The sequence below is a fragment of the Acidisoma sp. 7E03 genome (assembly GCF_054665075.1).
Genome location: NZ_BAAFHE010000016.1, coordinates 1 through 13019, shown reverse-complemented (window position 1 = coordinate 13019; position 13019 = coordinate 1). Strand labels below are relative to the sequence as shown.

Here is a 13019-nt window from a genome sequence, read left to right as displayed (position 1 = left end):
GATGCTCATGGCTCTCTCTGCTTCTTCACCCAGGCCTCGAGGTGCCGCTCCGTCAGCGGCGGAACGAAGCTCGAGACGTCTCCGCCCAGCGCTGCAATCTCCTTGACGAAGCGGGAGGAGATGAACTGGTGCCGCTCGCTCGCCATGAGAAACACCGTCTCGATCGTGGGATCGAGGCGGTAGTTCATGCCGGCAAGTTGGAATTCGAAGTCGAAATCCGAGACCGCGCGCAGGCCGCGCAGGATCACGCTTGCCTGAACGTCGCGGGCAAACTGCACAAGCAGGGAGGAGAAGGGCCGCACGTCGATCGGCGTCCCGGTCTCCCGCGCCGTCTCCTCCAGCACCGCCCGCGTCAGCGCCACTCGTTCGTCGAGCGTCGAGACCGGGTTCTTGCCGGAATTGGAGGCGACCGCGACGATCAGCCGGTCCACCAGCCGCGCGCCGCGCGCGATGATGTCGAGATGACCATTGGTGATCGGATCGAAGGTCCCGGGATAGACGCCGATCTTTTCACGCGCGGCCATCTCAGGCGGGCGTCCCGTCATCCGCGGCACCGGCCTCGGGGGCGGCGGGCGGGGTGCCATCTTCCGGGCCCGAACCCTCTGCCTCGGGTTCCGTCGGCTCCTCCATCACGGGGAAGACGCTGGTGACCCGCTCGCCGTCCGAAAGCCGCAGCAGCGTGACGCCCATGGCCTGGCGGCCGGTCAGGCGCACCTGGTCGCCCGGCACGCGGATCAGGCGGCCGGTATCGGTGACCAGCATCAGGTCGTCACCCGGCTGCACCGGGAAGGTGGTGACGACCTCGGTCCCGTTCCGTGCCGAGAGGGTGATGTTGGTGATGCCCTGGCCGCCACGGCCGGTGACACGATATTCGTAGGCCGAGGAACGTTTGCCGAAGCCGCCATTGGTGACGGTGAGCAGAAACTGCTCGGCATCCCGCAACTCCTGGAAGCGCTCGTCGCTGAGGGTGACGGCGGTCTCCGCCCCCTCTTCGGCATCGACCTCGATCTCGGCGACGTCCTCATCGCCCGCGCGGCTGCGCTTGAGATAGGCCGTGCGCTCTTCCACACCCGCCGGCACGTGCCGCAGGACGGAAAGCGCAATCACCCGGTCGTCCTTCCCAAGGCGGATACCGCGCACGCCGGCGCTGTCACGCCCGGCGAAGACGCGCAGATTGTCCTCGTGAATCTGGAAGCGGATGCAGCGGCCGCCCGCCGTCGCCAGCATCACGTCGTCGCCTTCGCGGCAGGTCGCGACGCCGATGAGATGGTCGCCCTCGTCCAGCTTCATGGCGATGAGGCCCGAGGCCCGCATGTTGCGGAAGTCGGACAGCTTGTTGCGGCGGACATTGCCGGAGGCGGTGGCGAAGACGAGATGCAGGTTCTCCCACAGGCTCTCGTCCTGCGGCAGGGGCAGCACGGCGGTGATGCCGTCGGTGCCGAGCTCGGGCAACAGGTTGATGAGCGCCCGGCCCTTGCCCTGCGGGCCTGCTTCCGGCAGGCGCCAAACCTTTTCACGGTAAGCCTTGCCGCCCGAGGAGAAGAACAGCACCCATTGATGGGTATGGGCGTTGAAGCTGCGCGTCACCACGTCGTCACCGCGCGTGGTCGCCGCGGTGCGGCCGCGGCCGCCGCGGTTCTGCTGGCGGAAGGTCTCGAGCGGGGTGCGCTTGATGAAATTGTCCCGCGTGATGGTGACCACCATCTGACCCGGCTCGATCAGGCTCTCGTCGTCCTGATCAGCCGCCGCATCGGTGATCTCCGTCATGCGCGGGCTGCCGATTTCCATCCGCACGGCCGCCAGCTCATCCCGCATCACTTCGAGGCGGCGGAGGCGCGAGCCGAGAATATCGAGCAGATCCTTGATCTTCTCGGCAACTTCGGTGAGTTCGGCCTGGATCTTGTGACGCTCGAGCCCGGTCAGGCGCTGCAGGCGCAGGTCCAGGATGCCACGCGCCTGGGCGTCCGTCAGCTTGATGCGGTTGGAGCCCTCGACGATGCTGCCGCGATCTTCGATGAGGTCGAGCAGCGGCAGGATCTCCTCCGCCGGCCATTCCCGTTCCATCAGCGCCGCGCGCGCGGCGGCGGCATCGGGCGCCGCCCGGATGATGCGGATCACCTCGTCGATATTGGCGACGGCGACGGCGAGACCGACGAGCAGATGGCCGCGGTCTCGGGCGCGGGCGAGATCATGCCGGGCACGCCGCAGGATCACCTCCTCACGGAAGGTGATGAAGCACATCAGCGCCTCGCGCAGACCCATCTGGCGCGGACGGCCATTGTCGAGCGCCAGCATGTTGACGCCGAAGGAGGTCTGCAACTGGGTGAAGCGGAAGAGCTGGTTGAGTACGACTTCCGGCGTCGCGTCGCGCTTCAGCTCGATCACGATGCGCATGCCGTCGCGGTCGCTCTCGTCCCGCATGTCGGCAATGCCTTCGACCTGCTTGTTGCGCACGAGATCGGCGATGCGCTCCAGCAGGGTGGACTTGTTCACCTGGTATGGGATTTCATTGACGATGATCGCCGTGCGATCCTTCCGGATCTCCTCGAATTCGGTGCGGGCGCGCAGGATGAGGCCGCCGCGGCCAGTCTCGAAGGCTTGGCGGATGCCCGAGCGGCCGAGGATGATGCCGCCCGTCGGGAAATCGGGCCCCGGGATGATGGTCATCAGCTCGTCGAGCCCGATATCGGGATTGGCGATCATCGCGAGAGTCGCGTCGATCACTTCGCTCGGGTTGTGGGGCGGAATGTTCGTCGCCATGCCGACGGCGATGCCGTTGGCACCGTTGACCAGCAGGTTCGGGAAGGCGGCGGGTAGGAACTTCGGTTCTTCCGCACTCTCGTCGTAATTCGGCTGGAAATCGACGGTATCGCGGTCGATGTCGTTGAGCAGGAACATCGAGGCGGTGGCGAGGCGCGATTCCGTGTAGCGCATCGCTGCCGGCGGGTCGCCGTCGACCGAGCCGAAATTACCCTGGCCGTCGATCAGGCGCACGCGCATCGAAAAGGGCTGCGCCATGCGCACGAGCGCGTCGTAAATCGAGCTGTCGCCGTGCGGATGGTATTTACCCATCACGTCACCGGTGATGCGCGCCGACTTGCGATAGGGCTTGTCAGGCGTGAAGCCCGATTCCTGCATTGCGAAGAGGATGCGGCGATGGACCGGTTTCAGCCCGTCCCGCGCGTCGGGCAGCGCGCGGCTGACGATGACGGACATCGCATAGGCGAGATAGGACTGCCGCATCTCATCTTCGAGCATCACGGGCTGCGAAGAGGGCGGCAGGGAAGCAGTCGGATCAGGCGGTGTGGTGTCGCTCAACGGGACTCTCGGAGCTGCTCAGATACGAGCGGGGAAGGGCGGGTCGGGAGGCGACCCGCACACACGGATCTATCGCCGTTGGAGACGGGAAGACATGGAGTTTTTATGCGCCATTTTCCGGATTCGGGCAAGGCGGGAGGGCGGATCACAGCCAGGCGACGCCGCTTGAAGCCGGGCCACGGTACCCCCTCCTCAACCAAAGAGACTGGTGAAGGAGGCAATCGTGCCGCAGGGCGACAAGTCGAAATACACGGACAAGCAGGAACGCAAGGCGGATCATATCGCTGAAGGCTACGAAGAGCGGGGTGTTCCAGAAAAAGAGGCGGAGCGCCGGGCTTGGGCCACCGTCAACAAAGAGGATGGTGGTGGCAACAAGAGCGGCTCCGGCCGCGGCCACAAGACCTCGCATGCCTCGTCCCGCAAGGGTGGCCATATCGGCGGCGCCCATGCGGCAGAGCGACCGAAGGCCGATCGTTCGGCGGCGGCACGGAAGGCGGCGGCCACGCGCAAGCGCAATGCGGCCCAGGGGTCGCACGGGCACCAGGCCTCGAACTGAGGCCAAAAAGAAAAGGGGCGCCCCGGCCGGGACGCCCCTTCTCGTTCCGTCGTGAGGTCCGCCGTTATTCGGCGGCCTTCTCGTCCCGCCGGCCGCCGCCCTTGGCTCCGACCTTGTCTGAGATGTCCTCGCCGGTGGCTTGGTCGACCACGCGCATCGAGAGCTTCACCTTGCCGCGGTCGTCGAAGCCGATGACCTTCACCTTCACGGCGTCGCCCTGGGCGACGACGTCACCCGTCTTGGCGACGCGCGTCGCGGCCAGCTCGCTGATGTGCACCAGCCCGTCCTTGGCGCCGAGGAAGTTCACGAAGGCGCCGAAATCGGCGACCTTCACCACCTTGCCGTTGTAGATCTTGCCGACTTCCGGCTCGGCGACGATGCCGGTGATGCGGTCGATGGCGGCCTGCGTCTTCTCTTCGCTCGTCGAAGCGATTTTGATGGTGCCGTCGTCGTCGATGTCGATCTTGCAGCCCGTGGTCTCGACGATGTCGCGGATCACCTTGCCGCCGGTGCCGATGACGTCGCGGATCTTCTCCTTCGGCACGTTGATCACGGTGATGCGGGGCGCCGTGGCGGCAACACCGCCGCGGGCGCCAGTCAGCGCCTTGGCCATCTCACCCAGGATGTGGATGCGGCCTTCGCGGGCCTGCTGCAGGGCGATCTTCATGATCTCAGGCGTGATGGAAGTAATCTTGATGTCCATCTGCAGGCTGGTGACGCCCGCTTCCGTGCCGGCCACCTTGAAGTCCATGTCGCCGAGATGATCCTCGTCGCCCAGGATGTCGGAGAGCACGGCGAAGCCGCGATCTTCCTTGATCAGGCCCATGGCGATGCCAGCCACCGGGCGCGTCAGGGGTACGCCCGCATCCATCAGGGAGAGCGAGGTGCCGCAGACGGTCGCCATCGAGGAGGAGCCGTTGCTCTCGGTGATCTCGGAGACCACGCGGAGGGTGTACGGGAACTTGTCCTTCGCCGGCAGCAGCGGGTGGATGGCACGCCAGGCGAGCTTGCCATGGCCGATTTCGCGGCGGCCCGGAGAGCCCATGCGCCCGGCTTCACCCACCGAATAGGGGGGGAAGTTGTAGTGCAGCATGAAGTGCTCGCGATATTCGCCGTCCAGCGCGTCGATCACCTGCTCGTCCTGCGCCGTGCCCAAGGTCGCGACGCAGAGTGCCTGCGTCTCCCCGCGGGTGAAGAGCGCGGAGCCGTGGGCGCGCGGCAGAACGCCCACTTCGGCGACGATCGGGCGAACCGTCTTGGTGTCGCGGCCGTCGATGCGCATGCCGGTGTCGAGGATGGCATTGCGGACGATGTCGGCCTCGAGGTCCTTGAACAGACCCTTCGCGGCTTCTGCGTTCAGCCCTTCGGCCGTCAGCGCGGCAGCGGCGGCCTTCTTCGCGGCGGCGATCTTCTCGTAGCGAGCGGCCTTGCCGGTCTCCTTATAGGCGGCGGCGAGATCGGCCCGGGCCAGGGCATCGACGCGGGCCCGCAGCGTGGTCTCTTCCTCGGAGGGCTCGGGCAGAGCCCAGGGCTCTTTCGCCGCATGCTCGGCCAGTTCGATGATGGCGTTGATCACGGCCTGGAAGGCGGTGTGACCGAAGGTCACGGCCTCCAGCATCAGCTCCTCGGACAGTTCCTTCGCCTCGCTCTCGACCATGAGCACGCCTTCGGCGGTGCCCGCGACGACGAGGTCGAGATCGCTCTCTTCCGTCTGCTGGGTGGTCGGGTTGAGGACGAACTCACCATTGATGCGGGCCACGCGGGCGGCGCCCACCGGTCCGAAGAAGGGGATGCCGGAGAGCGTCAGCGCGGCCGAGCAGCCGATCATGGAGACGATGTCCGGATCGTTCTCGAGGTCATGGCTGAGGACGGTGGCGACGACCTGCACCTCGTTGCGGAAGCCTTCGGGGAAGAGCGGGCGGATCGGACGATCGATCAGGCGGCTGACGAGCGTCTCGTTCTCGGAGGGACGACCCTCACGCTTGAAGAAGCCGCCCGGGATCTTGCCGGCCGCGAAGGCCTTTTCCTGGTAGTTGACGGTGAGCGGGAAGAAGTCCTGACCCGGCTTCACGGTCTTGGCGCCGACCGCCGTGCAGAGCACGATCGTGTCGCCATAGGTGATCATCACGGCGCCGTCGGCCTGGCGGGCGATCTTGCCGGTCTCCAGGATCAGGGGCCGGCCGCCCCATTCGATTTCCTTGCGGAAGTAGTTGAACATGCGAACATCCTTGTCGTTGCGGACGGATGCGACGGCACGGGATGGGGAACCGGGGGCTTCCGAAGCGGACTTCGGCGTCTCGGGCGGCATGGGGAGCGGAGAGGCGGCCCTTGGGTAAAGAGGCTGCTTCCGCCGGCCATGTGGCCGGAAACGCCGGAGGGGTCCTGGCCTATGCGTCAGGCCCGGCCGGCCTATCCTGTAGAACCGCCGCTTCCGCGGCTCGGGGCACCCCCATGGGCGCCCTTGGTTTCGCCGCTTGCGCGGCCTGTCTTGCTTTTGCCACCCGAAGCGGGCGGTGGCCACCTCCCACCCCGGAGAACGGATCCTGGGCGGGAAGTGGTTTCGCCGGGTTTAGCGGCGGAGGCCGAGACGGCCGATGAGCGTGGAATAGCGCTCGTTATCGGTCTTCTTCAGATAGTCGAGCAGGCGGCGGCGGCGGCCGACGAGCATGAGAAGGCCGCGACGGCTATGGAAGTCCTTCGCGTGGATCTTCAGGTGCTCGGTGAGGCTGGAGATGCGCTCGGACAGCAGGGCGATCTGGACCTCGGGGCTGCCCGTGTCGTTCGCGCCACGTGCATAGTTGGAGATAAGCGCAGAGCGCTCCTCGGCGGTGATCGACATCGTGTGCGTTCCTATGACAGAGGGTTAGAGCAGGCGCTCGGGCTTCATCCAGCCCTCTTCGAGCCGGCACAAACCGATCACGCGGCCCCCCACCATCGCCCGAACGGTCCCGCTTGCGGGATCGGCCGTCTCTGGTATCCGCCCCATCAAGTCGACCAGGCTGAGCGCCTGGCCATGCCGGAGCTGAATGGCTTCGCCTTCGGTCAAGGCCAGCGCCGGGATGTCGGCCAGCGCGGTCGCGACCGGCAGCAGAAGCGCCGGAGAGATGGGGGCCGTATCCCCCTCCTGCGCCAGTTTGTCCAGGGAAATCGCCATCTCTTCGGTGAAGGGGCCGACCCGCAGCCGGCGCAGGACGGTGATATGGCCGAGCGAGCCGCAGGCAATCGCGATGTCGCGGGCGAGGCTGCGCATATAGACGCCCTTGCCGGATTCTACCTCGAAGACCGCGGTATCGGCATCGGGCCGGGCGATCAGCGCGAAGCGGTCGATCTGCGCCGGGCGCGGTTCCAACACCGGGGCGCGGCCTTCGCGCGCCATGTCATACGCCCGCTCGCCGGCCACCTTGATGGCGGAATAGATGGGGGGCACCTGCATGATGAGGCCGCGGAAGGCCGGCAGTGCCGCTTCGATCGTCGCAGTATCGGGCCGCACCTCCGAGGTGCCGGTGACCGTGCCTTGCGCGTCATCGGTGTCTCGGGCTTCGCCGAAGCGCAGAGTGAACTGGTAGCGCTTGGTCCCGTCCATCACATAGGGCACGGTCTTGGTGGCGGCGCCGAAGGCGATGGGCAGAAGCCCCGTGGCCAGCGGGTCCAGCGTGCCGCCGTGGCCGGCCTTCTGCGCGTCGAAGAGCCGCTTCAGCTTGTTCACCATGTCGGTGCTGGTCGGGCCCTCGGGCTTGTCGAGGATGAGCCACCCATCCAGGGGGCGGCCGCGCGGGCGGCGAGTCTTCATGGCGTCGGATCAGTGCAACAGAGAAAGCGGGAAGGGGCGGGGCTATGGCAGGAGATGGCAGGCCTCGCAAGAGAAAGCGGCGCGGAGCTGCCGGCCGCTCGCCTGCGGTGCCGGCAGGGCGGCTGCGCTGCGGCGCCCGCGCAAGACGGCTGACAGACGCGCCTCCTTCCCGTATGTGACGCGCCATGACCGACACGCCGCTTTCCCGCATCCGCAACTTTTCCATCATCGCCCATATCGACCACGGCAAGTCCACTCTGGCCGACCGGTTGATCCAGGCGACCGGCGCGCTCACCCAGCGCGAGATGAAGGAGCAGGTGCTCGACTCCATGGAGCTGGAGCAGGAGCGCGGCATTACCATCAAGGCGCAGACCGTCCGCCTCAACTACACGGCGAAGGACGGGGAGACCTATGTCCTGAACCTGATGGACACGCCCGGCCATGTCGACTTTGCCTATGAGGTCAGCCGCAGCCTCGCCGCCTGCGAGGGCTCGCTGCTCGTCGTCGATGCGAGCCAGGGCGTGGAGGCGCAGACGCTGGCGAACGTCTACCAGGCGATCGACGCGGGACACGAGATCGTGCCGGTGCTCAACAAGATCGACCTGCCGGCCGCCGAGCCCGAGCGCGTGAAGCAGCAGATCGAGGACGTGATCGGGCTGGACGCTTCCGACGCCGTCGAGATCAGCGCCAAGACCGGCCTCAACATCGAAGGTGTGCTGGAAGCCCTCGTCACCCGCCTGCCGCCGCCGGAAGGCGAGGCCGAGGCGCCGCTCAAGGCGCTGCTGGTGGATAGCTGGTACGACGCCTATCTCGGCGTCATCATCCTGGTGCGCATCAAGGACGGCCATCTGCGGAAAGGACAGAAAATCCGCATGATGGCGAAGGGCGCCGTCCACACCGTGGATCAGGTCGGCGTCTTCCGCCCCAAGATGGAAGCGGTGGAGAGCCTCGGCCCCGGCGAGATGGGCTACATCACCGCCGCCATCAAGACGGTGGCCGATTGCGACGTGGGCGACACCATCACCGACGACCGGCGCCCCGCGGCGGAGGCCCTGCCGGGCTTCAAACCCTCCGTCCCCGTCGTCTGGTGCGGCCTTTTCCCCGTGGACGCGGACGATTTCGAGAAGCTGCGCGACAGCCTAGCCAAGCTGCGCCTCAACGATGCGAGCTTCCATTACGAGGCCGAGACCTCGGCGGCGCTCGGCTTCGGCTTTCGCTGCGGCTTCCTCGGCCTGCTGCATCTGGAAATCATCCAGGAGCGCCTGTCGCGCGAATTCGACCTTGATCTCATCGCGACGGCACCCTCCGTCGTCTATCACATCTACGACCAGAAGGGGGCGATGGAGCCCCTGCACAATCCGGCCGACATGCCGGACGTGACCAAGATCGCCCGCATCGAGGAGCCATGGATCAAGGCGAACATCATGGTGCCGGACGATCACCTGGGCGCCGTGCTCACCCTCTGCAACGAGCGGCGCGGCCAGCAGCAGGACCTGACCTATGTCGGCAACCGCGCCATGGCGGTCTATCGCCTGCCGCTGAACGAGGTGGTCTTCGACTTCTACGACCGGCTGAAATCCTCGACCAAGGGCTATGCGAGCTTCGATTACCAGATGGACGGCTATGAGGAGAGCGACCTCGTGCGCATCTCCATCCTGGTGAATGCCGAGCCCGTGGACGCCCTGAGCTTCATCGCCCATCGCAGCCAGGCGGAAAGCCGCGGCCGGGCGATCTGCGCCAAGCTCAAGGATCTCATCCCGAAGCAGCTCTTCAAGATCGCCATCCAGGCGGCGATCGGCGGGCGTATCATCGCCCGCGAGACGATCGGCGCGCTCTCCAAGGACGTGACGGCGAAGTGCTACGGCGGTGACATCAGCCGCAAGCGCAAGCTGTTGGAGAAGCAGAAGGAAGGCAAGAAGCGCATGCGGCAGTTCGGCAAGGTGGAAATCCCGCAGAGCGCGTTCCTCGCCGCCCTCAAGATCGACGGGTGAGGCGGCGCCCGACCCGCGGCGGAAAAGCGCGCCGGGAATGCGACGGGGGGAGTTGCACTCCCCCCTGGTTCTAGCTAGGAAACGCTACCCTCAGCTGGAGAGATGGCCGAGCGGCTTAAGGCGCACGCTTGGAAAGCGTGTGTACGTGCAAGCGTACCGTGGGTTCGAATCCCACTCTCTCCGCCATTTTGTCTATAAGTCATTGATTTCAATCACTTAAGTCTTCGCTCTGCCCCCCGTGTGACACACGTTTGTGATACACGCCAGAGGGGCCGGAATGCGTCTTCCGCCGCATGTGATTCGCCGCCGTCAGGGGCTCTACCTCCGGCTCCGGCTGCCAGCCGACCTGACTAGGGTCACTCGTAAAAGATATATCGTAAGAACCCTCGGCACGTCTGATGCTCGCTTAGCACGTGGACGTGCGGCTATTGTCTCTGGTCGAGTTCATGAAGCGATTGAGCGGGCGCGAATGGAGATAGCGGGGACGTTCTTGGGTAAGCCGATAAGCGGCTTGACGGCTGAGGATATTCGTCGCCTCCGCGATACCCCTGCCGCCGCTGAAGCCGCTCTTAACGCGATGGATGAGGCCGACCGCGCCGCTTTGGCGGCCCGACTCGATGCCCTGGTTTCGGCGGCTGAACGGGAGAATGCCGTCATTCGCGGCGAGAATCGGATGCTTGAAATCGCTCTCGATGTTCATCGTGATGCTCATCAGTCGGGGCTTATCGAAGGGCTCAAGCAAGCCATCGCCGCAGGTGGGTCAGCCCTTCCACCGAAGCTGTTGGCACATCCTGACGCAGCGGTGCCCTGGATGAGCTTTCAAGACCAGTTCCTCGCATCGCGAGGGGAACTCAGTGATGGGACGCTTAAAACCTATCGCCAGTTTTTTCGCGACTTAGAGACTGCCATCGGAGTCAAGAATCTTGGCGACCTTACGACGCGCGACATCGCCAAATACGGTGACTTGGTTGGAGAAAAAGGGGAGTAATCGAGGCTCCGGAGTCCTGGGCCGAAAAACCATCATCCGGCAACTCGGCTATGCAAAATCGCTGACGGCTTGGGCAAAATCAAAGGGGATGATACCCGAGGATATTGGCGCTGGGGTGGAAATCCGGAGGCGTACGAGAGAGGAGAAGCGGAAAGACGATGAGGGAGCAAAACGCGGCTTCACGAATGCAGAACTGAAAAGGCTCTTCGACTCTCCATTGTTTGTTGGGTGCTATAGTCGCTTCTATCGCCATAAATCCGGAAATCTCGTCTACAAAGACTCAAAATTTTGGATCATGCTCGTTGCTCTGATGACCGGAGGGCGGGTCGAAGAGCTTGCAACCGCGCCCTCTCATCTTGTGAATTTTGAAGGTGTGCTCTGTCTAGATCTAACACGCGCAACGAAAACTTTGAATTCTCCCCGCCTCGTCCCGATTCAAAAGGCGCTCAGGCGAATCGGATTCGTTGCTTATGCAAGTAGCCAAGCTGAAAAGGGGGCTCTACTCTTTGAAGACCGTCAAGCAAGCGCTGATTGGTCCAAATGGACAAACCGCTACATTGACAATATCTTGGGCAATGATGTGACCGTCAGTTTTCACAGCTTTCGTCACACCTTCCGCCAAAGCTGCTCCGCGGCAGGGTTTGGGGATTATTTGGCTGATAAGCTTATGGGTCATAAAGGTGACAAAAGATCTATGGGTTCACACTATGGCAAGGCTCTGACCCCTGACGAAGCAAGACTCGTAGCTGAGAAGCTTTGTTGTCCTATACATCTGGATCATATCGCTATCTAAGTTTTTGGGGCGAGCGCATGCTAAAAAGTCTACTTTCATTTTTCAATGACAATGAAGGCTTCGCCATTTGGGTTCAAGCCGTTGGGGCTATTGCAATCATAGCGGTGACCGCGTGGGTGTCCAGTAGGGATTTGCGGGAGATTCGACGACGCGAAGCCAAAACACGTCAAATTATGCGGGAAAGTGTCGCGACTGTTGCAGAGATGTCCTGTAAATCGCTCAATGAACTACTCAGAAAGTACAGCCACAATCAGCCTTATCAACTAGAACAAGCCTTCAAAGAATTCTACAATCCAAGTGAATTCAGTGCGTTTGTTGATGCCTTATCTGCGCTTTCTCTGTTAAGCTTTGATGACCCCAGGTTGATTGTTGCTTTAATGAATCTTAGGGGACTCGTAGGGGCCATTAGCAAGCGTCTGGATACTGCTTATGCGTCGTCGGGGTCGAGTTCTGCTAACATTGTAAGTCTTGAGTTCGAGAAAATCCGTAACCTGAAAACTCCGTTTTTTAACTCTGTGGCGAGTATTCTACGGATTGTTCGAGGGCATTCCGCTGAAGCGGAAATTAGTCGTATGGCCTCTCAATGATTCAACTGGTTCCCTGGCCGCACGGCCCGAGCCCGAAGGGCGAAGTCACCGAGTGTCACCTCGTCGCTCGCACCACGTTGGAGCCGTCCCCGCTTTCCAGCCCCTGCTAGCCAGGGGCCGTAGCAAGCGGAGCAGCCTGTTTGCCCGAAAGGCGCCCATGGAGCGCAAATGAGGGCAAACAGGCTGTGGTAAGCGGGGACGGCGGGCACTCTCTCAGTCTCGGCACATTGCTATCTGTTCGTCGCTCATGCCTTCCACGAAGGCATAGATGAGCATGTCGTCGCCTTCGATTTTACAGTCGTCGAAAGGGGGACGGTTTTTTTTAACAGACCATCTGACAACGAGATTTTCACGGGTTCGTGTCGTCCGTCGACGGCCACTTTTTGTTCGCGGGGCAGCGATAGTTTCAATCACGTCGGCATATCGTGCCCACGGCGTGTATGAAATATCACGAGGTGCAAAGTCGTCGAAATGAACGGTGATTTTCATCAAACTAAGTCCTCTTGCTGATTGAAAAAAGACTGTTAGGACATGCCGAACGCTGGCGGGTAGTGCAAAATTGTTGTTTTGTGTTGTGCAAATTTGCACAATGCTTACCGCTCTAGTCGTAGATGAGGGCTGGTTCATCGCGTCGTTCGATTGCTTCTTTTCGGTCCATCTCTTCGCGGAGCTGTTCTTTGCGCTCTCGCTCTCTCCGTTCCCATTCAAGCGCCGCTTTCATCGCGTCTTGAATGCGACCCTCGGATGCCGCCCAGATTGCCACTTCATCACCATCACACACTGCTGCGACCAGGGACCCGGCATTTGCTCTGTCTATTATGGTCGCCAGGGCTCCTAAGGAACGCTCATGCCGCACGGCGGTATCTATCGCGAAACGCCGCTTTTGCTCTGGCGCCCACGCATTGAACCGCACCGGGTTTCCCGGAGGCTCCAACTTCCAAGTAGAGTGGAGCTATGACGAGCAAGACGACGAACAAATTCAGCCCTGAGGTTCGG

11 protein-coding genes, 1 tRNA gene and 1 pseudogene are annotated in these 13019 nt (G+C 63.1%); 7 read left to right on the top strand and 6 right to left on the bottom strand.

What is annotated here, in order from left to right; genetic code table 11:
• Positions 1–5: 5 nt before the first annotated feature.
• Entirely contained in the window at positions 6–524 is a 519-nt protein-coding gene (gene coaD, locus ACYQ6W_RS19990) for a pantetheine-phosphate adenylyltransferase (RefSeq protein ID WP_459677787.1), read from the bottom strand.
• A gap of 1 nt (position 525) precedes the next feature.
• Positions 526–3258, bottom strand: coding sequence for a DNA gyrase subunit A (gene gyrA / locus ACYQ6W_RS19985; RefSeq protein WP_459677878.1), 2733 nt, complete (start codon positions 3256–3258; stop codon positions 526–528).
• A gap of 283 nt (positions 3259–3541) precedes the next feature.
• Between gyrA and ACYQ6W_RS19980 the strand changes: the two genes are divergently transcribed.
• Positions 3542–3874, top strand: coding sequence for a plasmid stabilization protein (locus ACYQ6W_RS19980; RefSeq protein WP_459677877.1), 333 nt, complete (start codon positions 3542–3544; stop codon positions 3872–3874).
• Positions 3875–3938: 64 nt separating this feature from the next.
• Here ACYQ6W_RS19980 and pnp read toward each other — a convergent pair whose 3' ends face one another.
• The 3 genes from pnp to truB form a co-directional block, all read right to left on the bottom strand.
• Complete coding sequence (gene pnp, locus ACYQ6W_RS19975) at positions 3939–6092, bottom strand: polyribonucleotide nucleotidyltransferase (RefSeq protein WP_459677785.1); 2154 nt, start codon at positions 6090–6092, stop codon at positions 3939–3941.
• Between the two features lie 351 nt (positions 6093–6443).
• Entirely contained in the window at positions 6444–6713 is a 270-nt protein-coding gene (gene rpsO, locus ACYQ6W_RS19970) for a 30S ribosomal protein S15 (RefSeq protein WP_459677783.1), read from the bottom strand.
• Between the two features lie 24 nt (positions 6714–6737).
• Positions 6738–7664: a tRNA pseudouridine(55) synthase TruB gene (gene truB, locus ACYQ6W_RS19965; RefSeq protein WP_459677782.1), complete on the bottom strand. Its 927-nt coding sequence runs from the start codon at positions 7662–7664 to the stop codon at positions 6738–6740.
• 185 nt (positions 7665–7849) lie between these two features.
• On the opposite strand from truB, the gene lepA reads away from it, so the two are divergent.
• From lepA to ACYQ6W_RS19935, 6 genes and pseudogenes are all read left to right on the top strand, one after another.
• Positions 7850–9655 carry a translation elongation factor 4 gene (gene lepA, locus ACYQ6W_RS19960; protein WP_459677781.1) on the top strand — a complete coding sequence of 602 codons (1806 nt, stop codon included), beginning with the start codon at positions 7850–7852 and terminating at the stop codon, positions 9653–9655.
• Positions 9656–9751: 96 nt separating this feature from the next.
• Positions 9752–9841 (top strand) — tRNA-Ser (locus ACYQ6W_RS19955).
• 91 nt (positions 9842–9932) lie between these two features.
• A pseudogene (locus ACYQ6W_RS19950) lies at positions 9933–10112 on the top strand (DUF6538 domain-containing protein); the annotation flags it as partial.
• Positions 10113–10166: 54 nt separating this feature from the next.
• Complete coding sequence (locus tag ACYQ6W_RS19945) at positions 10167–10643, top strand: hypothetical protein (protein WP_459677886.1); 477 nt, start codon at positions 10167–10169, stop codon at positions 10641–10643.
• Complete coding sequence (locus tag ACYQ6W_RS19940; protein WP_459677779.1) at positions 10579–11436, top strand: site-specific integrase; 858 nt, start codon at positions 10579–10581, stop codon at positions 11434–11436. The genes ACYQ6W_RS19945 and ACYQ6W_RS19940 overlap by 65 nt, the downstream gene beginning before the upstream one ends.
• Positions 11403–12023 carry a hypothetical protein gene (locus ACYQ6W_RS19935; protein ID WP_459677778.1) on the top strand — a complete coding sequence of 207 codons (621 nt, stop codon included), beginning with the start codon at positions 11403–11405 and terminating at the stop codon, positions 12021–12023. The genes ACYQ6W_RS19940 and ACYQ6W_RS19935 overlap by 34 nt, the downstream gene beginning before the upstream one ends.
• A 213-nt stretch (positions 12024–12236) precedes the next feature.
• On the opposite strand, the gene ACYQ6W_RS19930 is transcribed toward ACYQ6W_RS19935, so the two are convergent.
• The gene (locus ACYQ6W_RS19930) at positions 12237–12512 is read right to left on the bottom strand and encodes a hypothetical protein (protein ID WP_459677777.1); all 276 of its coding nucleotides are present in this window, start codon (positions 12510–12512) and stop codon (positions 12237–12239) included.
• Positions 12513–13019 lie beyond the last annotated feature (507 nt).